Genomic DNA, 20,638 nt, shown 5'->3' with positions numbered 1-20,638 from the left:
CTGCGTCCCCGCGGTGCCTTGTGTCGCGTGTTGTTCCCAGCGATCAGTAGTGGAAGGAGTCGGAGCGCTTCAGGGTGAGGACCACGGTGCCGTCCGCGCTGATCTCGTCCGAGACGATCCGGTGCCACACGTCGACATCGCCGACCCAAGGGACATGGACTTGGACGCGGATGTCGTCGCCGAGTTGCCAGGCACCGAGGCGGGCGTTGGGGTGGTCGATGACCTGTATCGCCGGGATCTGGAGGGCTTGCGTGCGGCCGGCCAGCTCCTGCTGACCGCGGGTGCTCAGAGCCTTGGACGAGGAGAGCGTCTTGTCGGTGACGGTCGCGACCCGACGCAGGCGCCCGTCGTACCGGTGGACCTGGGCGCGCGCCATCTTCCGACCTTCACCCTTGCCGAGCACCACGACTTCGTTGGCGAAGTCATCGCCCATCCCCTCCGGCTTCGCGATGGCGATGATGTTTTCGCCGTCGGCGAAGCGCAGGTCAGTGCGCTTCCTGCCGAGCCGGGGTGTGCCGAGCCGTATGCGGTGCTCGATCGAGTTACCGGACCCGGCCCAGCCGTGCGTTTCGAGCCAGTCGAACGGGGTGGTGCTGGTCAGGCTGTCGAGGGTCTGTCCGCAGTCGGGGTTGTTCCACCACGCCAACTCCCATGGATCGGAGCCATCCTTGGCGCCGAGGAGTTCGCCGAGATCGTGGCTGTCGATCTTCAGGCCGATGTTCCCGTACGGCTTGCCCTGGACGTGGGACCAGATCTTGCGGACCGCGTCGTAGACGTCGATCCGGGGGCCGCCGTAGGGCTTCGGAGGGTCCGGGACACGCTGCTTGCCCTTCTTACCGTCCACCCAACCATCATGATTTTTATCCTTTCCGGCATAAGGATCTTTAGGGGTGATCAGGGCGCCGGAAACGATGTAGTCCTCGAACGGGATGCCCTGCGGGTAGCAGGAGAACCCTTCGCACTGGATGCTCGCCTGCGGACCGTCGTACGCCGTCTTGGTCACGACCCCGCCCCAGCGGATCACCCCGTCGACCTCCAAATACAACTTGGTGTCCCATTCCTGGAGGATCGGCTTCTTGTCCGGGCCGAGCATGCGCGCGTACTCGGGCTCGATCGTGCCTGCCATCGCTCCGGGGCCGCTGAGATCACGCTTGGGATTGCTGTTGAGCGCGAATGGGACTTCCCAGTCCAGGATCTCCTCGGGCAGTGCGCGTTGTGCGATGAACCGCCACCCGGACAGCATCAGAGTTCTTCCTCGTCCGGGGCCTCGACGAACTCGACGTCCGAGACGATCGACGTCGAGCCGTCCACAGAGAGGTCGCCGGTCTCGATCTTCGACATGTACGTCTGGAGGTAGAGGCGCTGGGTGGTGCCGCGCACAGAGCTGGAGACGCTCAGGTTGTCGGCGATGACCACGGTCTGGCGGCGTGTCTCCTTGCCGGTGTCGTCGTCGATCACCGTGTTCTGCCCCTGGATCGTCCCGAATACGTTCTGCATGGAGGCGAAGACGTCGGCCTTCGTCATCCGCAGGCCCGCGATGGTGGTCACGATCTTCAGCCGTGTCGCCCAGGTGGGCACGTCGATGTCCCACTTCGCGGGTTCGCCCGGCCAGTTGTGCCACTTGTTGTCGGAGTACGTCAGCGTCGACAGGGTGCTGGGGAAGGCGGTGTAGAGCCTGCGGTCCCGGCGAGGCGCGACCATCGTGCGGAGGTCCTTGATCATGGCCTGGGTGATGGTCGTGGTGTTGGCTGGCAGGTCGATGCGCGCGAGCGCTATAGCGGAGTCCGAGCTGCGGACCTGTCGCACGGTCGTTGTGGTCTTTGGGACCCCGCTGATCACGCGGGTGTAGACGTACGGGCCAACCGTCGGATCGGCTGGGTTGGGCCACGTCTCCCCGTAGCTGTACGGGTTCTCCACGCGGGCGACGATCAGGTCCGAGCGGGCGGAGACACCGGTCGCGGCGATCGGCACCTGATCAGCGGTGGGTAGCCGGGCCGCGTATGCCTGGTAGGAGCCGCCCTGGGCGCGGTTGATGATGGCGCAAGCTCCGGTGCGGACCTGCACGGCGGCCGCAGGGGTGCTGAGAGCCTTCACCTGGAGGTCAGCGGAGCCGACCACGCCCTCGGCGCCGCCGAAGGCCGCGTAGGCCAAGAGCCTCGCCACCTCGCTCGAATGCGAGGCACCGCCCTCGGTGAACCACGGGACGCTGTCCCACATGCTGTTCCTCCGCTGATTGCTGGGTCGAATCGGCGAGGAGTGTTGAACGGGCGACTCCCTTGCGTCGCGTGCTGCCGGGGCGCTCGCGGTGATCACGGTTCGAGGTCAGAGGTATGCGTGCGCGTCGCGCCAGGCCACCGTCATGTACGCCGTGCCGGTGGTGTCCGTGCCGCGGAGAACGACGTCCTGTCGGCCCACGGGTAGCCGCATGTCCTCGAGACGCGGCGTGCTGCGGTAGAGGAGCCCAGCCACCGACGCCTTGCCGTTGCGCAGCACAGTCCGGGCCCACGGTCGGGGGTCGATCACGACACGTTCACCTGCGGCCAGCGTGAGGTCGAGGGACGCCTTCCAGCGGCCGACGACTTCGCATGCGGGTTGGATGATCGGGCCCCAGATCGTGATGACGGGCCACGTCGGCTTGGTGCCGCCCACTGTGACGTCCCCGGCGGCCTTTCCGTTGCTCTCGCCCGTCATTGTCAGCGGGGTCGTCAGCGGGCCGACGAGCCCACGGTGCGGTGGCGGCTGGATGTCGACGCGGACGCTCTGCTCGACGTCGTCGTACGCGGTGTCGTCCTGGCAGGCGAAGGTGCACACGACGGGCGTGTAGCCCTGCCGGGTCAACCTCGACGCGGCGGGTGCCCACTTGCGGGGCCGCCCGTAGAAGCGGCGGGCCCGACCGCCCTGCGTGGTGGACAGCACTGCGGGGGTGGCGAAGCGCAGGCGCAACGCCTCGGCATCCCACGCCTGCCCGAACACGGACAGTCGGTTCAGGGCCGCGCTGTGCCTGCCCTGCTGTGTGGGCGCGTCGTCGACAGCGTCGACGCCGACCTCGAAGGTGATGGTGGCCGCGGCCTTGAAGTCCTGCCCGAACCGGATGCCGTCGGCGCGCGGCAGCGGCGTGTCCCCGGCGTCCGTGTCGCCGTACGCGATCTCGTACGGCTCCAGTAGGTAGTAGCCGGACCGGATGGTGCCGAACGTGAACGAGGCACCCGGGTGCACGCCGTTCGCGCTGTACGACAGCTGCCATTCGCCCTCAGCCAGCGACATGGGCACCTCCCCTGCGTATGCGCCTCAGCTCGAACATCGCATCGTTCAGCGCTGCTCCGGGGCTCATGGGCTCACCGGTCATCGTGAGATTGAGGTCACCCCCGACGAGAGCAGGGCTGACCGCCTGCGGAACCGAAACCCGTGGCGCGGCCGCGCGGGTACTGCGGTTGATGGCCACCGCGCCGTCGGCGTATTGGCGCAACGCCCCGTTCGCCCAGGCCACGACACCGCCGAACTCCTGCACGATCTGCTCGACGATCGCCTTCGACCGGGTGCGCTTCGACGGGCTGAGGGGGACGTACGCTTCGCCCCCGGTCTCCGGCTCAGCCCACAGCCGCCACTCGCCGGGGCGTGCGATCTGCGCAACGTGCCGTTCGGCTCCGGCCGCGAATGCCTTGATCCGGCCGCCGACGCGGTGAATCCCTCCATCGGCGTACCGCAGAATGCCGCCGTTGGCGTTCTCGGAGACGTACGGCTTGCCCTTGGTCGTGTACTGGATCGTGACATGGACCGTCTTGCCGGTAAGGCTGTTGATCTTTCGCTGGATCGCCTGGACCTGCGAGGTCGCTGATCCGGTAGGGGCCGTGATCTCAACCTTCTTGCCCTTGAGGTCCCTGACCTTGAAACCCAGGTCCTTGATCATCTGCTGCGCCGTCTTCGTCGGCGCTTCCATCTTCAGCTTCTTGCCGGGCGGCAGGCCCGCGACCTTGTCGCGGATCACTTGCAGGTCGCCCGTCGCCTTCTTGATGATCGCGTTGACCGTGACGTTCTTCCGGTTCGGCGCATTGGCAATGTCCTGGGCCAAGGCGGCGACGCTGACGCGGGCCCCGCCCGTCGGCGCAGTGATCTTCACGTTCTTGCCGCCGGGCAGGGTTTGCACCTTGAACCCGAGGAGTTCGAGTTGCTTGCGCGCGGCGGCGGTCGGCGCCTTAACGGTGATGGACTTCCCGGCGCCCAGGCTGTCGAGCTTGCCGCGCAACCCCAGAATCTGGGCGGTGGACTCCGGGATGCCCTTGGTCGTCATTAGCGTGGTGACGGTATCCGGGATGAATCCCATCTGGTCGGCGAGTGCCTTCGCCTGCGTTTTGGGGATGCCCATGTCCATCGCGAGCTGGATGGCCTTCGCGCGGGCCCGCTCCATCGCGCCCTGTCCCTTGTCCATCGCTTCGGACATGGGCATCAGGCCCTGCTCGGCGGCCTCCTGCGCGCGGGTGGCGACGCTGAGCATCGCGTCGCGCATCTCGGTGAGCTGACTGTTCAGCGTCTGGCCGTTGCGGGAGGCAGTGTTCACCAGACCATCGCTGTCGACGAGAGCCTTGCCCCAGCCCTCAGCCCGGTCAATGTTGCCTTTCATCGTGTCGTCGATCTGCAACATCACGGAGTTGAGCTGGGCGGTCGCGTCGTGGAAGGACTGGGAATTGCCACTGAGCGCGTCGAGCGCGCGGCGCAGGTTGTCGACTCGCTCGTCGGCGTTCTTGGTCTTGTCGCCGAAGCCCTGCACGGCGGCCTGGAGACGGTCGTATGCGGACGTGCCGGTGCTGGCTGTGCCGTTGACCGCCTCGTTCAGTTCCTTCGCTTTGGACTTCGACTTGTCTAACTCGCCGCTCATTCCCTTCAGCGCATCGGCGGCGGCCTTGTACTTCTCCCCCTGGGGCGTCATCTTCAGGACGTCGGCTTTGGGACCCATCGACACATAGCGCTCGGTCTCCTTCGCGAGACCGCGCAGCCTTTTCTCCAGTCCGTCAATGGAGCCGCCCTGATCGAGGTAGGCGTCCGTGACCTGCTTCAAGCTCACGTCGGCACTACGGAGGACGTCGACGAGCTTGCTCTTGCCGTCGGAGAGCTTGACGTCCTGGAGATACTGCGCCGCCTGAGCCCTGACGTTCGCGTCGATCTGGCCGTTCGAGTCCGCGAGGGCCTGTGCCAGGGAGCTGATGCGTTCCTCGTGTGCGGCTGCGGCGCGGGCTGCGGCCTCCTGCTTCGCGGCGAGCAGTCCCAGCCCGATCGTGACGCCGGCGATGGCGATTCCGAGAGGCCCGCCGAGCGCGGCCGTCATGCCGCCGAGTGATCTGGAGGCCACCCGGTTCGCGGCTCCGATGCCGCGCAGCGTGCCGGACAGGCGTCCGCCCTCGGCGGCGGCGGTGCGGTAGGCGCTACCCATGCGCTGCCACACGGTGGCCTGGGGGCCGATCGTCCCGGCCGCGAGGGTGCCGCGCATGACGTTGCCCAGCGATGTCGCGGACCGAGTGGCCGCGGTCACCGATGTGCCGAATCCGCGAAGCGCGGTCGAGACGGCGGAGACGACCTTGAGTGCGAGCATCGTGCCGAGCAGCGCGGCCAGGGCAGTGTTCGCGCCGGGTATCGCACTCATCAGTGAGTTGAAGATGTGCAGCAGGCCGTTGAAGGCGGCCAGGAGGACGCCGAGCCCGCTGCCAGCCGCTGAGAGGTTCCCGAACGCGGTAGCCAAATTGGAGACGAGGCTGATCAGCGCCGGTCCAATCGAGTGGCCGACGGAATCGAAGAAGCTCCCAAGCGCGGGCATCAGCTCCGTACGGAGCTGCCTGATCAGATCCGTGACGCCGTTGTCCTTCGCAGCTCGCCCCAGTCCGCGGAAGAAGTCCCCGACCAGGAGGTTCAATTCGTGGAACGTGGGCGCGGCGTCGGAGAAGAACTGCTTCATCGACGCCTGGCCCTTGGCCGAGTTCGCCCACTGCTTGAAGCGGTTCATGGTGCCCTCGAACCCGTCGAGCAGGGCGTTACCGCTGTCCTGCGCCGCCTTGCCGACGCCGCCGAGACCTTTGACCAGGTCCCAGGTGGAGCGGCCGAGCTGCGCCGCCTTGTCCCCGGCGTGATCAAGAAATCTGGACAGGGAGCCGGTCTCTCGTCCGGCCTGGACGGAGGCCCGTGCCCATTGCGTGAACCTTTCCGCGCCGCGGCTGACCCGCTCGACGAAAGGGCCGGAAGCCACCAGGAAGTCGAGGCTCGCGTGCCCGAGGTTGGCGAGCCCATCGTTCATGTGACCGATGGCCGTGCTGTTGGTGGCCGCGATCTTCTTGAAGTCCCGGCGGAACGGGCCGGTCTGCATGAACTGTGCGCCGCGCTTGGCGAGATTGCCCATCTGGCCAGCCGTGTCGCCGAGCGAGTCCTTGAGGAGCGGCAGCACCGCGGACGAGAGCGGCTTGACCTCGTCCGCGACCTGCGAAAAGAAGCGCTCTTGCACGGACTGGCGCATCTTGCGCCACGCGCTGTTCAGGCTGGCAACCGTCGTGACGGTCTTGCGAGCGGAGGTGGACAGCCCGTTGAGGGACTGAGCCAGGGCCTCCTGCTGTGCCTTGGTCTGTTTGGTGCCGGAGGCGGCTTGCTGCTGAGCCTTGAGGGTCTGCTTCAGGGCCTCGCCGAACCCGCCGAATGCTGTCTTCGTGCTGATCGCCGCTACACCGGCTGCGGCGATCAGCCCGGGTATCGCGCCGAGGACGCCGACGGCGGGCGCGGCGGCCGAGACGAGCGCGGTCAGTCCGGCGCCGTACTGGGTGAGCGCGGCGACGGCGGGCTGGGCGAGGGAGATCAGGGAGCCAATGCCGAGCATCCGCATCGACCTGCGACCGTGCGGCATCCGCATCCGCACCGGCACGTTGACCGGTGTGTGGTCGGCTTCGCCCTGCGCACCGCGGATCAGGTCGCGGACGCCCGACAGCAAGCCGCCGCTGCGGCTCCGGCTGTCCGAGTCACCATTGGGCAGGACGGGCACGCGGACGTCAGTACCGGCGATGCGCCGCGTGATGTCGTCCAGCTCGGCGCGGAGACGCTGGTCGTCGATCTTGATCTTGACCTTGGCGCTGACGCCCTTCGACGCCTCCTTGACAGCGGTCTCGAGCTTCTTGCGCAGGCCCTTGGCGTCGACCTTGACCTTGACCTTGACGGCCAGCCCCTCGGCGGCCTCCTCGACCTTCGTGCGCAGCTCACGCGCGAATCCGGCGAGGTTGGCGACGACCGGCACGTCAAGGCGGCCGGCCTGCATGCCCTCAGCCACGGCGGACCATTCCTCTCTGCATTGCGGCCGCGAGCATCTGACGGTGCCCGGTGAGCTTGGGGGCGGGCTGCGGCTGCGACTGCGCGCCAGATGACTCGAGGGCGGCGTCGGCGGGGTGGTACGGACGAGGAACGGACGTCGGTTCTTCACGACGCCGGTCGGCGGCCAGGATGCTGACCTCTTCGATCAGCTGCGCCAGGAGTTCCGTCTCCTTGGTCCATCCGGCGATCTGGGCGGACTGAATACGGGACTCCTCGGGGAGGCCGTCGATCAGGACGATCAGACGCCTCAGCCCGAGGAAGCCGGGCTCTCCGGGGCGCCGCCAGATTCCTCGGGCGTCGAGTCCGTGGAATCGGCTGAGGTCGGACTCGACGTCTCCCCATCGCTCTCGGAGGAGTCGCCCAGTCCGAAGGACTTTCCCAGGTCAACTCCGTAGACCTTGATCAGGCCCACGGTGAGGCGGACGTATGCGGGGAGCGACGGGTTCAGGTCCTCGAACCGCTTGTACTCCTCCGTGCCGAGGAGGATGCGGTGCACCTCGTAGATCGCCTCGACGAACTGGCGCGGCAGATGAGGCCGCTTGAAGATGAGGTCGATGACGACAGACGCGGTCGGGTTCTCGCTGGCGTCGATTACGTCGCGGAGCAGGCCGACCAGGTCGAGTTCGTCGGCGAGCAGCGGGTCGAGCGTCTTGGCGGGCAGCTCGGCCGGGTAGATGAACTGCTCGCCGTGGAAGAGCACCGGAATGCCGTGGGGGTACTGGACCTCTCGGCGTTCGGCGGCGTCGAGGTCGATGACGAAGGACATGAAGGGCTGGCCTCTCGTGTGTGCGGGCTGAGTCGCGGGTGCGGCAGCACGCGGACATTGGCAAGTCGGTGAGGCTTGCGTCGCACGCTGCTGCGGTGAGAGATCAGCCGTTCGTCGGCGGCGCGACCGGGGCGAAGGACGGGTCGTTGGTGATGACGTACCAGGCGTCGGAGTCATCACCGCCCTGCACCGCGAGTCTGAGCGGCAACACGGCTTCCTTGGTCTTGGCGAGTTCGGTGTTCACGCCCTCCATCTGCATGGTGCGCGGGACCATGTAGCGGTAGTTCTTGCCGCCGTCGATCACCTCGATGCACGCGGCGATCTCGGTGCGCGAACCGATCCTCGGTGGCGTGAACTTGTAGTGCTTCTTGGAGTCCTGGGCTGTGACTTCGGCGATTTCACCGCCGCCGTACACGGCCCGGAAGTTCTCGCCGGACCACTGCTGGAGGTCGACTTCGATGGTCGACGCATCCTGCGTTTGGAAAGTTCGGGTCGGGTACGAGGACTGGGCAGAGCGGACCTGCTCAAAGTTCGGTTCGTTATTGAACTTCAAGCTGTCCTCGGTGGTCAGGCCGACGGCGCGCCAGCCCGTGGGCATTGCGACGGTGGCGTCGGTCGGCGCTGTGGTGCCGACTTCCGCGAGCCACACGCGGGTGAGCGAGGGGATGACAATTTCGTTGTTGTTGGCTGTCTCGCCTGCCATGACGGGCTTCTCCCTAGGGTCCGGTGATGTGGCCCCGGAACCTTGGGGAGAGCAAGGGGTTAACGTCGCGCGCTGACCGGGGCGCTACGGTGCTTCCCAGAGGGTCCGCGCGACGTGCTCGGTTCCTCGGGGCGTACGCGGACGGCTCGCGCAGTGCCAGCCGCCGCGGGGTGGGCGCCGCGCGATGATTCGCCACCCGGCGCCGCGCAGGCTCGCCCCGGACTCACCCTTCTGGGTGTACGTGATCAGGCGGGAGTAGCCCAGGGCCTGCGCCGCGCGCCAGCAGGCGCCGTAGAGCAGGCTGTTGGCGTTGCGGACGCCGTCCGTCGCTGTACGGGTGACCTCCAGCGTCTCGCCGTCGTCGAGGTGACGGGCGACGGGACGCCCGACGATCGCTACGGCCCGCAGCACGCCGTGCTGGTCAGCGGCACCGACGGTGAAAACGGCACCGGGTGGCGGCCTGTGGTGCCGGTGCCACTCGGCGACGAACTCCTTCGCCTGTTTCTGCCGCAGGGGCACGAGGTGTAGACGCACCCCCTCGGCCTCGATGTTCATGGCCCGGCCCTCGCCTAAGGGTGGAGGGTGACCAGCAGGCCGAGGAGCCATCGCGGCTGCCCGTCGACGAGCGGTGACCACAGGAGCGTGCCGGAGGGCCGGACGCCGCTGATAACGGGCTGGCCCGGTATGTGCGGGGTGTCGGGCAGTTCGGTGACGGCAGCCGCGCAGACGAGGATGATCCGCCGCAGTTCGGCCTGTCCCGGCCAGCCGCCGGGGTCGCCGTAGACCTCCAGGGTCACCTCGGGCTGCGTCGCCCACGTCAGGGTGCGCATGTCTCCGCCGGGCCCGTGGGCGATGCGCAGGTGTGGCCATGGTGCCTCGGCGATCCCGGACACGCGGCCGGGGCCGCCCAGGGCGTCGGTCACGCGCGTGTGCTTCTGGAGCCAGGTGAGGATCGCCGATACCGGATCGGCGTCGGCGAGTTCTAAGGCGGCGGCCATCAGGCGTGAGCGACGTAGCCCTGCATGCGCAGACGGCTGGCGTAGTCGGCAGGTACGCGGACCTTGGCGCCCGGAAGGTAGTCGGTGCCCTCGATATTGAAGTGGTGCGACAGCGTGATGGTCTCCATCCTCGTGCCGAGCGCGGAGGTGACGTGGACAGTTTTGACCTCGTCCGCCGGGGGCTCCGGTGCGGTGGTCTTGGTGATGTTCTTCGTAGTCATGCGGCGCACTGTGAGCGCTGGCCAGTGCTTGCGTCGCGCGCTCGCATGGGAGGGTGCACGTCAGCGTCGGGCGGCCACGATCGCCGCCGCGCGGGCCATGAAATGGGTGCCGTCTGCCAACAGATTGCCGGGGTAGACGGTGCCCACTTCGGCCTCGACGACCATCGGACCACGCGCCGTTACGGTCACGGTGACCCTCTTACCGGTGATGATCGGCTGGCCGGTGCTGATGTTCCGGGCGATACCCTCCGGGTCGATCGCCGCGGTGCAGCGGCAGTTCTTCAGGTTCGCGACGGCGCGGGACGACTGGTCGCGGGGCTGGAGCATGTAGGTGTTCGGGCCGGCGCCGCGGTGCTTGCGGTCCCATTCCATGCTGTTGACCTTGAAACGCAAGTTGCCGGGGACGACCTGGCCCTGCGCCTGGATGTGGGCAGGGCGAACCTTGTCGTCGGCCATCGTGACCCACCGTTTCGTAGGCGGCGCCAAGCGCTTGGCCTCGACCTCGACCTGGTGGGCGATGCGCTGGACGTGCGGGGTGATCATCCGCGCGAGCAGGGTTTCCAACGATGGGTTCGGGGTGAACTTCGCCATCACGGCACCTCCGGGGGATTGCGGGTGGCGGTGGCCTGGACGTAGTCGACGGCCGGGCAACCGGGCACGTGGTGGAGGCGGGAGGTGGTGACGGTCCACGTCATGCCGGTTTCGTCGCCGACGACATCGCCGGGCTCCACGGGCCAGGCGGCGGGGTCCAAGCGCAGGGACCAAGCGTTGTCCGGCTGCTCCAGTGCGGAGCCGGGCCAGGTGCCGCGCGGCTCCGGCCGCTGGTTCGGGGCCGACGGCACCGGGACGCCGTTGGCGTCCCGGTGCCATGGGTGCTCGAGCGCGTACAGCGTCAGTAGCCGGTTTGGCAGGACGACAGCCACGGCCCTCAGCCCTTTCCGGGGATGACGAGGGCCTGCCGGATACCTGTGGTCACTGCGGTGACGTACGCGGTGAAGGCGGCCGTGGTGTTCTTCCTGTTCGCGCGGCTCATGTCGCCGCCCTGGAAGAACTGAGTGCGCTGGGCGTTGGTGAGTTCGAGCTGCACGCCCATGCGGCGGGTGCTGCGGTTGCCGATGTTCGCCGGATCGGTTCCGCTGAGGTCTTCGGAAGCCACGCTGACCGCGAAGCCCGCGTTGGCCAGGGCCTCGCCGATCTGGTCGCGGAGGTTGTAGTCCAATCCGCCGAGATAGGTCAGCGCCGTGGTGCCGGCTGCGCCGTGCCAGGACACGATGTGGCTCGCGGCCTTCGCCATAGCCAGGCCCTGCGGCTCGTCGAACCGGGTTGAGGTGATGTGCAGCTCGGTGTTGGCGCCTGGGTCCTTGAACCCGTCGAGGGTGTAGAAGTCATGGACGTCGCCCGCGGCCGCGTCGGCAAGTTCGGTGGTGCCTTGCTCGATCCCGCCACCGTGGATGGCCAGGTGCAGCAGGCTGGAGAACGCGCTCGTGCGCCATGTGCGTTGGTAGTGGATGCCTTCGATCTGGCCGCTGGCCAGCTCCGCATACGACTGGTACAGGTCCCCCATGGGGGCTGTTCCTTCCTTCCCGTCAGCGCCAGCGCCGCGTGCGGCCGGACGAGTACGGCCATGGGGCGCGTGACGGGCGGGACAGAGGCTGGAACACCAGGCGGCGCAGCCGCTTGAGGCTGTTGAGCGCGGGAAGGGCGCCCGCCTGCCCGGTGGTGGGGGCGGAGTCGTACGAGACCGACTGGCCTTCGGCACTCACCGAGGAGACTCGACGGCCGGGCCCTGTGTTCTGATCGGGGCGCTGCCGTACAGACTCGGCGGCGTGCGCGACGACGTATCGCACGACCGTCTCCTCCTGGGCGCCGTTCAGGCCAATGAGGAGATCCACGTCGTACGTTCCGTTGGGATTGGCCCGGTAGGTGACCACCTCGGCGATGTCGTCGAGGTGGAGGGGCCAGGCGTCGAGGACGTCGAGCGTGTCCGCCCGGTGGGGGGTGACGCCGCGCACAGTGGTCGCGGTCGGTACCAGCGACCGGTTGAGGTACGCGGCAACGTCAGCTTGCGCATTGCGGATCTCCTCCTCGTAGGTGGTGCGCTGAGCGGAGGTGAGGGGAAGTGGGACGCCGAGGGCATCCGCAACTGCTTCGGGTGAGCCGACCAGGCCCTGGCCTGTGGGCAGGTCGAGGCGAACGGACGTGTCCGTGACGGGCTGCGCGGCCGAACTGGGGGTGAAAGTGACCGTTCCCCAGTACCGGCCCGGGGCGGCGGTGGGCAGATCGAACCGGTACACCCCGGCGCGGAGACGGACGGCGGGTGTGGCCGAAGCGACCACCGGCCCGTCGCGCTCGGGTGTGGCGTACAGGTCGAGGCGTGTCACCTCGCCGCCGGCTGGGCCCGGGTCGAAGTGAGCCCCAGCCCACAGGGGTTTGTGGTCGTAGATCGACACCCCTTTCCCCCCTTACTGGTTGCTGCCGAGACGCGCGGCCTGCGCGTCGAGGCGTTCGCGGATGCGGGCGGCGATGCTCTCGGAGACGACGGCTCCCTTGGGCTGGAGGAGCCGCGTGACGGGGTTGCGGTGTGGCCCGAGGAAGGTGCGCTCGACCAGACGGACGGCGCATTGGCGGGTCGAGCCGAACGGGGTGAGCGGCACGAACACGGTGTCGATGTCCGCGGGCGGCTGACCTGTTGCGTCGTCGAGGATGACGTCGGACAGGTTTTCCTCGTCGGGGATGACCTCGGTCGGCGTGACGTACGGGCTCGGCGCCGGGGGCTCCGGAGCCTCGTCGACGTGCGGCGGTTCCAGCGGGGCGGCATCCGGCGAGGGCGGGGTGCTGCCGGTGGCCGCGACGGTGGGTTCCTCCGGGGCGGCGGTCTTTGCGGGGATCTCCCCGGAAGTCGTCTTGGCGGCGAACTTGCGGGCGCGGGCGGTCGTGGCCATGGAGTGGGCTCCTCATATGTCAGTCCGAACGCGCGCACCCTGCACGAGGGGGTCTCCTTGCGTCGCGCCGTGCCGTACGGTCGGCGCTGGGTGAGGGAGGATCCACTCCAATTCACCGCTGTGATGGAGACGATCAGGAATTAAGCAGTGACGTTTCGCTGAGTTGAATGCGTACGATAGACCGACATTGGCAGGACTCATGGCCTAGGGTTGCCTCCGATTGCCGGAAACTGCGCGGCTGGGGGGTTGGGTGGCATTACGCAAGGGGGATCCCACTTTCGTGGGAGGCTATCGTTTAGAGAGTCGGCTGGGGGCCGGTGGTATGGGGGTGGTGTATCGGGCGTCACCCGCTTCTGGCGGCCCGGTTGCTCTGAAGGTGATAGGGCGTGAATGGGCTGAGGACGCCGAGTTCCGGGCACGGTTCGAACTGGAGGTCGCTGCTGCTCGTATGGTCCACAGCGAGTTCACCGCTCCCATCGTCGATGCCGATCCTTACGCGCCGACCCCATGGATGGCCAGCCAGTACATTCCTGGAGAATCACTCGGCGTCCGGGTGAAAGAGCGCGGCCCACTCAATGAACAAGAGCTGCGCTGGCTGGCGACGGCGCTGGCTCGTGGCCTGCGGGACATCCACAGGGCCGGGGTGGTGCATCGCGACCTCAAGCCCAGCAACATCCTGCTGAGTGCACGCGGCCCACTCATCATCGACTTCGGTGTCTCCCGCGCCGTGGACGGCATGCCCCTGACCGCCGCAGGTCAGATCGTCGGCACGCCCGCCTACATGGCGCCAGAGCAGTTCACAGCTCCATCGGAAGCGGGACCGGCAGCTGATGTGTTCTCCCTGGGCTCTGTGCTGGTTTTCGCTGCTACCGGGCACAGCCCGTTCGAGGCGGACAGCCCTGTCGTGGCGGCCTACCGGAGCATGCACGAAGAACCGGACCTCAGCGAGCTGCCCGGCTCTTTACGCAGCGTTGTCGCCGCCTGCCTGCGCAAGGCGCCGTCCGGCCGCCCCGGCCTGGAACAGTTCCTCGCGGAGCTGGACTGCCCAGAGCGCCAACGCGAGGGTCCTATCGCAGCGGTCCATATGCTGCAAACGGTCACCGGCCAGTGGCTTACCCGGCGCGTGCCCGCCTGGGTGGCGGGCCTGACGGCCCTCACATCAGGAGCAGTGGCTCTTGCTGCGGTCGCCATCGGTCTGATTCCGGCAGTCATACCACAGAAGGAGCAAGGCGCGTGGGAGACATCGTTCAGTGCGCAAGGCGATATTCGCCGATGCGCCCTCCAGGGGGCCATCTACTGTGTGACCGAAGACGGCTCCGTCACCCGCGTCGACATCGACGACGGAAGCATTGCGTGGACCAGTGACCTCCCCAAGGAGAAAGCCAAAGTCTCAAGAGCGCCGTACAGCGACACGGTCGTGCTCGGTGCAGCCCACGGCAGGGTGATCACCGCCTATGAGCGCGTCCGCGAAGACGCTGGTTCCTGGCAATTCTTGGACTCCAGGGTGTCCGTGCTTGACGCCGATACTGGCAGAACGGTGTGGACCCGGCTGGTCCCTTATGCGCGGCTCCCCGACTTTCCGGCCGCGCAACTGGCCGGATCGACGCTGTATATGACGGACCTGGTCAGTGCCAGACCTGAACTCCAGGCGGTCGATATAGCAACGCTGGAGATTCGCTGGAGCCGACCCCTGCGGAAGCGCGAGGTGCCCACGGCGACGCCTCACGGCCTGTACACGGTCCGAGAGACCCAGCAGCCTCTGAGTCGACGCCCCCAGCGCACGGTGATCACTGCGCTCGACCCCGTCACCGGATACACAGCATGGTCCGTCACCAAGGACAAGGCTCTGACATACGCGGGTTCGGCACCAGGCGCCGTGTACCTGGTCGAGCGCCGCGACAAGGCGGATGAAACCGGTGATAATGGTGGAATCGATTCCCGGTACGTAGCGGTGGTGCGTCTCGATACCAGTACCCACAACCACGTGCGTATCCCCGCCCCCGGAGGCGCCGCGAACCGCGTTTCGGGAAGCGGCTTCCTATGGGCCGGTCAAGGGCTGTACGGAGTTGCCGACAACGACACCTTCTTCCTCCAGGTCAACTCCTGGAAAACCGTCGCCGTCGATAGCAGAAGCAAGAAGATACGCTGGACAGTGCGTTGTAACACGCCGACACTCTTCGGCTACCGACTTTACTGCTCTGAATTGAACGGAAGCATCACCGCACTCGACTCCCGCACAGGCAAGCAGGCATGGCTGTTCCAGCCGCCGAACCCCGGAGACCGCCCCATGAAAGAACCCATAGGGCCGATCATGGGTGCCAACGGTCGGCTGTACGCCATATCAAACCACAACAGGCTATTTACGATTGAAGCAGGTGCTGTTCCCTGAGGTTTAAGTGGCCGCCCAGCCGATTTGCCGGTTCCAGAGGCCCTCAGCCTGGTGCAGGGCCTCTGGACTCTATGGGACTTCGTCAGCTTGCGGCCCCCTCATAGGCGAAGCCGTCCACCTTCATGACAGGGCCGCTATCGTCGACGAGTTCGACGTCTACGGCCCCGGCCACGCCCTGCGGCGTCTTGACGGTCAGCTCATCGGTCGACCGGACCCGCAGGTCGGTGCCGCCGATGTCGCCGAAGCTGACTGCGGAGACCCCGTCAAGGTTGCTACCTCTAATGGTGACGGTTGTGCCACCCGCTGCCGGGCCTGTGGCCGGGCTGATGCTGTCGATGGCTGCTGGGTTGAACAGCCGGTCGACGGCAGAGCGCAGGACGATGGTCCCGGCCTGGTAGAGCAGGAGGCGCTTGGAGCCCTCGGGCTGCCCGTCGCCGCGCCCGTACGGCTCGGAGACGTAGATGTCTTCGGTGACCCTGACGGGCGGATCGTCGAGTGTGGCCGCGGGGAACGCTGCCTTCGTGATGCGGGTGCCATCCTGGCGATATAAGCCCATGGTGTCCTTCCTCCGGTGCGATGGTTCGGGAGAGAATGCCCTCCGATACGTGCTTGGGTCGCGTGCGACAGGCGGCAGGCGCAGTTCCACAACTGGGCAAATGATCTCGCTTGGAGGGCTTCGCTACAGCAGTCGGAGGTGGTCCAAGCCGTCCGGCTTAACGCTGACGACGAGCAGGTCAGTGCCGAGTCCGACGAGTTGTTTGTTCGTCACCGGCATTCCTCCGTGTTGAGACGTGCAGAAGAAGACGGAGGGGAGGTGCCGTCACGGTGGGTGGCGCCTCCCTCGCCGGGGTCAGCCGGTGGTGGGCTGGGTCCAGGTGCCGATCACGAAGGACTCCGGACGCGGAACCTCCAGGGCCACACGCTCATCCGCCCGGAAAGTGATCAAGCCCTTCTCGAAGTTGTCCGCGTTCTCCGAGGACACGGTGACGCTGACTGACTCTCTGTCGTGGAGCTGAGCGCCGAGGCCGAAGGCGCCGACCAGGAAGTTGTCATCCGCCATTGCGGTCGTCTCGACAACGTCCAGCCGCCAGACGCGCTTGGTCGCCCCGACGGCGATCTGCAAGGCGACGCGGAACGCGCCGGTCTTGTCCTCCTCAACCTCAACGTGCTCCCACATGGTCGGGCTCAACACGATGCCGGTCGGGTCGTATTCAGCGAGCAGGGCCTTCGTGATGCTGCGCCGGATCTGGACGCTGTACTGGTCAGTATTCAACCCCGTGTACTGCTGGACACCGGGGGTGTTGAAGATTCCGGTGAGGCTCTGGCCATCGCCGACGGAGTGCAAGAGATCCCAGTCCTCCTGGTACTTCACGCCTTCGATCATCCTGCCGTTGATGAAGGTCTTCAGACGGGGCTCGTCTGCCAAAATGTTCTTGTGCGCGTCCAGAAGGTGGGCGATCTCGCTGACGGGGTACATCACAGGGACGAGCGAGAGCTTGGAGCGGGGCGCTCGACCCCAGGTGTCGGTGTCGGCGCCGGTCGCCGGGCTGGTGCCGTCGGCGGCGTAGCGTTCCTTCACCTGCTTGGCGTTGTTGGTCCAGCCGGTCTCGCGCGCGCCGTAGAGCACGGCTTGCTTGGTGCTGCTCTTGGGGAACAGGTCGCGGATGTGGAACTTGCGGTACTCGCGCTCGGCCAGCCCGAGGTTCTGCGCGGAGCCGAGGGTCTGGTGCGTGACGGTGCCGGCCGACAGGCTGAAGATGCTCTTACCTTCCATCTCCGCGCGCACGTACGGGCGGTCGCGGAATCCGGCCTGGGCGGCGTTCTTGTAGGCATCGCTCTCGACGAACAGGTCACCGAGGGACTTGCCCTCCATGGCTCCTGACGGCTTCTGCCCGTAGTGCTGGCCCGCAGCGGGCACGGAGTCCGGCTCGGCGAGGTACTGCTTGACCTCGCTCAGGCCCTCGGCGTCGGCGATGAGTTGCTTGAGCTCCATCGCCTCGGCGGACACCTTTTTGAAGGCGGCGGCCTGCTCGGTGGACACGACGAAGCCGCCGTTGTCCTCCACCTTGAAGGTCCGCGAGATCCGCTCGGCCTCGGCGGACTTCTCGGCGAGCTGGGCCTTGAGGCTGTTGACCAGGCTCTTGTTCTCAGCCATTGCGGGGTGCTCTCCCTGATGCTGGGTGCGGTTGACGTGCGTCGCTCGCCCGGCCAGCACCGGGACGACCCGACAACGGGATGCATTTGAGAGATCGGGAGTGCTTAACGTCGCGCGCTGCTGCACCTCACGAGTTCAAGCGAAGGCTGTAGACGGGCTCTGACCTGCTGTTCTGTTGTTCATGACGGTCGTGCTGCCGTGTGCCTGGGAGGAGGGCCGTCAACCTGGTTGTGAGGCTGAGTTGCATGCGCTTACCCCTGAATCGCGGCGAGTTGGGCCTTGACCTCGTCGGCGTCGAGGCGGACGGTGTCCTTCTCGCTGCCATCGCCTTCTTCGTCGCCGCCGTCGTCCGGCGCGTCGTCGGTACCAGGTGCGGTGTCGTGTGGTTCGTCATATGGATCGTCGTCCCACAGGTCGATGCCGCTGCCCGCCATCGGGGAGGGCGCGGCAGGAGGCTGCTCCTGCTCAGGCTCGTCGTCGGGGCCAAGGTCGAGTCCCTTAGAGGAGAGCGCAGCGAGGAGGTCGCCGACGGTCGCACGTACAGGGCCAAGCTGCTCGGCGTCTTCGGCGGTCCGGATGCGGGCGGTGGCGTCAGCGAGAGCGCGCATGGTCGGCTGGACGACGCGGCTGTCGGTCGTTTCGCTGCTGTCCGCTTCACGAGCTGAGCCCTGATCGGGGATGACGACCGTGGTCAGCTCGACGGGCTGCGGGGTACCGAGGGATATCTCGGGGCCGGTGCTCTCGTACGGGACGGCGTAGGTGGCGGCGTCGGTACCGTCCTGGTGGACGGAGACGATGACGCGGTCGGGGTAAGTGGCCTCGACGCACGTCCATGCGCCGTCCTCATTGGCGAGCAGACGACGGACGGCTGCACTGACGCGGTCTCGGGTCTCCTCGTACGACGCGGGCAGGGGCTGGATCGGCGGCACGGCGGCTCCTGGGGGGATGCGGGATTTGGCTTCGATGACGGCGGCGCGAGCACTCTTGCTTTGGGGCGCACGGGCAGTGAGGGGATGGCCTGCGGCGGCGTGGTTCCTGGTGCCTATCGCGGCTTTCGCCTCCAGGACGGCGGCGCGGGCGATCTTCGCCTCGACCGGGGCCCGCATTTCGAGTTCCTTCTTGCCCGATGGTGCAAGCGCAGTCGTGGGCGCCGGTTCGTCGGAGACGGCACCGGCGAGGCGGATCGGGGTGGCGTCCGGCCCGCGAACGACGTGCACGGTGTCGAAGGCGACGGGGATGGGCGGCACGGCCGGGGTGTCGGCGGGCAGGTCATATCCGAGCGTGATGTGCGGGGTGAATCCGTGTTTGGCGCGCAGGGCTCCGGCCAGAGGGGACACTTCGAGTACGTCCATGATTCGGCGACGCAGTTTGGTCAGGCCCGGCACGTCGACCGGAACGAACATCGGCTCGCCGTCTCCGCTGTCGGGGAAGCGGCCAATGCCTCCGATCGTGCCGCGGATCGGCTCGGCGCCGTCGAGCGCCGCGGCGACAATCTCGGCGAGATCGTCTGGATGCCCGGGGAGTTGGTCAGCCTCGCCCAGGTAGGCGAGAGTGACGTGTAGGTCGCGCGGTGCCGTCCCGTCGCGGTGGGAGATCTTCTCCGCGAGATCGGCGGGGAGGTAGAGCGCCACCATGACACCACGGCCGCCCTGCTTCTCGGCGGCCTTGACGTTGATGTGGCTGCTGGACGCGGTGGTTTTGTGCTCCAACTCGGCCATGCGCGAGTCGGCCTTGACCTCCAGCGACTGCGTCATGGGGTGCGCGCCGTGCAGTACCGGAGAGACCTCGTACAGGTCGAGCTTGTGGATCACGCGGACACCGTCGGAGCGCTTCGTCGCCCCGCTCGGCGGGACCCGGTAGCCGATGGAGAATTGGGCTTGTCCGTGGATGTGCCACTGCCGTACCTGCTCATAGACGTCGCGTCCCTTGGACGTGCGCAGGTTGAACGCGATGGTCGCGACGAGCGCTCCGGCCCCGGCGGGCCAGTTCGGGATGTCAGCAAACCGGGGGTCGCCGGGCTGCCACTCGGCGATGTCCAGCACGACGCCGATGGGCTCTTTCCACTCGTGGTGCCAGACGGTCTTGACGGGTCTGGTCGCCAGCGTGTGGGCAAAAGCTCCGGGAGTGATGAGGTCCGCGACTTCATCAACGACACCGGTCACGGCAAAGATCGCCTTGCAGATGCCCTTGCGGGATGCAGGTGCTCGAGGCGTGTGGGCGGTCGGCACGGTGAGAACCCCTCCGACGGATGGACAGTTGACCGCCGGGACCGTGCCGTGCCCGCTGGGCTACTGTCCTGTGCTCGGCTCTGCCTCCGGGTTCTTCGCCTCCGCAGCGGTGCGCGCCGCGATCCATCCTTGGGCCCAGTACCGGGCGCCGAACTGCTGCTCCGGGTCGGCGCTGTACTGGTCGTAGGGACAGGCGTCGGAGGGGTCTCCGGCCGCGAACGCGGCTTTGCCCTCGTTGAGCAGCGCCAGATACGCCTGGCGGTTCAACTCCACCGGTACGGCTCCTAACTCTGCTTCGGCGGGAACAACGGGTCCTGTCCGCCGTGGTCGGCTGACTCGCCCCCGCCGCCGTTGGTCTGGCTGTGGGTGCGGGTCATCTGGGCGTCGTCGACGTCGATGGCCCACACGTCCGGGTCGGTGTACCGCCACACCTGGCCGACGTCGTCGCGGACCCATCCGGTCAGTGTGCCGTCTGGAGCCTGATCGAGCCACGCCTCCTCGCCGTTGGCTCCCTTGTAGGCGGCGAACGCGGCGGAGGCGTCGGTCTCGTCGCCCTCGTCGTACATGTCGCCGGACCACGGGCGGCCCGAGTCATCCTCCGGTCCTGGGGTGGGGTCGGCAAGCTCGCCGTCCGCTGTCTCGGTGCCGTTGGCTGGCTCAGGCACTTCCTTATCCGGGGCCTCCTTCTCGGATACCTCCTCGTCTGCCCGAACCTCTCGGTCCGGGGTGTCTTCATCGGGGGTGGCCACGCGCTCTGCGCTCGGGTCGCTCTCGGGCGGCGGCGCGGCGGGTTCGGGGTTGCCCGCAGCCGAGACGTCCTGCTCCAGGTCTTCGTCGTCGTCCCTGAACGGCTTGCTGCCTTTGGGGAGTGCCTTGATGGCAATTGCGTATCTGGTCACGC

20 protein-coding genes are annotated in these 20,638 nt (G+C 67.3%); 1 reads left to right on the top strand and 19 read right to left on the bottom strand.

Annotated features, from left to right (window positions below; all coding sequences use genetic code 11):
* Positions 1–43 precede the first annotated feature (43 nt).
* The 14 genes from ACT2CW_RS42005 to ACT2CW_RS41940 form a co-directional block, all read right to left on the bottom strand.
* Positions 44–1,243, bottom strand: coding sequence for a hypothetical protein (locus ACT2CW_RS42005; protein WP_445520376.1), 1,200 nt, complete (start codon positions 1,241–1,243; stop codon positions 44–46).
* On the bottom strand, positions 1,243–2,217 hold the full coding sequence (locus tag ACT2CW_RS42000) for a hypothetical protein (protein WP_445520375.1): 975 nt from the start codon (positions 2,215–2,217) through the stop codon (positions 1,243–1,245). The genes ACT2CW_RS42005 and ACT2CW_RS42000 overlap by 1 nt, the downstream gene beginning before the upstream one ends.
* 105 nt (positions 2,218–2,322) lie before the next feature.
* Positions 2,323–3,264, bottom strand: coding sequence for a hypothetical protein (locus ACT2CW_RS41995; RefSeq protein ID WP_445520374.1), 942 nt, complete (start codon positions 3,262–3,264; stop codon positions 2,323–2,325).
* On the bottom strand, positions 3,251–7,294 hold the full coding sequence (locus tag ACT2CW_RS41990) for a hypothetical protein (protein WP_445520373.1): 4,044 nt from the start codon (positions 7,292–7,294) through the stop codon (positions 3,251–3,253). The genes ACT2CW_RS41995 and ACT2CW_RS41990 overlap by 14 nt, the downstream gene beginning before the upstream one ends.
* A 288-nt stretch (positions 7,295–7,582) precedes the next feature.
* Entirely contained in the window at positions 7,583–8,101 is a 519-nt protein-coding gene (locus ACT2CW_RS41985; protein WP_037946994.1) for a hypothetical protein, read from the bottom strand.
* Between the two features lie 103 nt (positions 8,102–8,204).
* A complete protein-coding gene (locus ACT2CW_RS41980) occupies positions 8,205–8,804 on the bottom strand; it encodes a phage tail tube protein (RefSeq protein WP_445520372.1) in 600 nt (199 codons plus the stop codon).
* Positions 8,805–8,888: 84 nt separating this feature from the next.
* Positions 8,889–9,359 carry an XF1762 family protein gene (locus ACT2CW_RS41975; RefSeq protein WP_166483751.1) on the bottom strand — a complete coding sequence of 157 codons (471 nt, stop codon included), beginning with the start codon at positions 9,357–9,359 and terminating at the stop codon, positions 8,889–8,891.
* A gap of 14 nt (positions 9,360–9,373) precedes the next feature.
* Positions 9,374–9,802: a hypothetical protein gene (locus ACT2CW_RS41970; protein WP_445520371.1), complete on the bottom strand. Its 429-nt coding sequence runs from the start codon at positions 9,800–9,802 to the stop codon at positions 9,374–9,376.
* On the bottom strand, positions 9,802–10,023 hold the full coding sequence (locus tag ACT2CW_RS41965; RefSeq protein ID WP_445520370.1) for a hypothetical protein: 222 nt from the start codon (positions 10,021–10,023) through the stop codon (positions 9,802–9,804). The genes ACT2CW_RS41970 and ACT2CW_RS41965 overlap by 1 nt, the downstream gene beginning before the upstream one ends.
* 60 nt (positions 10,024–10,083) lie before the next feature.
* On the bottom strand, positions 10,084–10,614 hold the full coding sequence (locus ACT2CW_RS41960) for a hypothetical protein (protein WP_445520369.1): 531 nt from the start codon (positions 10,612–10,614) through the stop codon (positions 10,084–10,086).
* Positions 10,614–10,946: a hypothetical protein gene (locus tag ACT2CW_RS41955; RefSeq protein WP_037946983.1), complete on the bottom strand. Its 333-nt coding sequence runs from the start codon at positions 10,944–10,946 to the stop codon at positions 10,614–10,616. Before ACT2CW_RS41955 ends, ACT2CW_RS41960 begins: the two co-directional genes overlap by 1 nt.
* A gap of 5 nt (positions 10,947–10,951) precedes the next feature.
* Positions 10,952–11,587: a poly-gamma-glutamate hydrolase family protein gene (locus ACT2CW_RS41950; RefSeq protein WP_445520368.1), complete on the bottom strand. Its 636-nt coding sequence runs from the start codon at positions 11,585–11,587 to the stop codon at positions 10,952–10,954.
* 22 nt (positions 11,588–11,609) lie between these two features.
* Positions 11,610–12,473: a hypothetical protein gene (locus ACT2CW_RS41945; RefSeq protein WP_445520367.1), complete on the bottom strand. Its 864-nt coding sequence runs from the start codon at positions 12,471–12,473 to the stop codon at positions 11,610–11,612.
* 12 nt (positions 12,474–12,485) lie between these two features.
* Positions 12,486–12,965, bottom strand: coding sequence for a hypothetical protein (locus ACT2CW_RS41940; RefSeq protein ID WP_445520366.1), 480 nt, complete (start codon positions 12,963–12,965; stop codon positions 12,486–12,488).
* 250 nt (positions 12,966–13,215) lie between these two features.
* Between ACT2CW_RS41940 and ACT2CW_RS41935 the strand changes: the two genes are divergently transcribed.
* On the top strand, positions 13,216–15,354 hold the full coding sequence (locus tag ACT2CW_RS41935; RefSeq protein ID WP_445520365.1) for a protein kinase domain-containing protein: 2,139 nt from the start codon (positions 13,216–13,218) through the stop codon (positions 15,352–15,354).
* 82 nt (positions 15,355–15,436) lie between these two features.
* Here ACT2CW_RS41935 and ACT2CW_RS41930 read toward each other — a convergent pair whose 3' ends face one another.
* From ACT2CW_RS41930 to ACT2CW_RS41910, 5 genes are all read right to left on the bottom strand, one after another.
* Positions 15,437–15,910, bottom strand: coding sequence for an IPT/TIG domain-containing protein (locus tag ACT2CW_RS41930; RefSeq protein WP_445520364.1), 474 nt, complete (start codon positions 15,908–15,910; stop codon positions 15,437–15,439).
* Between the two features lie 294 nt (positions 15,911–16,204).
* Positions 16,205–17,635, bottom strand: coding sequence for a phage major capsid protein (locus ACT2CW_RS41925; RefSeq protein ID WP_445520363.1), 1,431 nt, complete (start codon positions 17,633–17,635; stop codon positions 16,205–16,207).
* A gap of 125 nt (positions 17,636–17,760) precedes the next feature.
* On the bottom strand, positions 17,761–19,737 hold the full coding sequence (locus tag ACT2CW_RS41920; RefSeq protein ID WP_445520362.1) for a 2'-5' RNA ligase family protein: 1,977 nt from the start codon (positions 19,735–19,737) through the stop codon (positions 17,761–17,763).
* Between the two features lie 60 nt (positions 19,738–19,797).
* Entirely contained in the window at positions 19,798–20,010 is a 213-nt protein-coding gene (locus tag ACT2CW_RS41915) for a hypothetical protein (protein WP_445520361.1), read from the bottom strand.
* Between the two features lie 11 nt (positions 20,011–20,021).
* Positions 20,022–20,636, bottom strand: a complete 615-nt coding sequence (locus ACT2CW_RS41910) for a hypothetical protein (RefSeq protein ID WP_445520360.1) — start codon at positions 20,634–20,636, stop codon at positions 20,022–20,024.
* Positions 20,637–20,638 lie beyond the last annotated feature (2 nt).

It is taken from the genome of Streptomyces sp. NEAU-174 (assembly GCF_052665095.1).
Note: the sequence above shows the minus strand (reverse complement) of the source record. Positions and strands in the feature narration are given on the sequence as shown.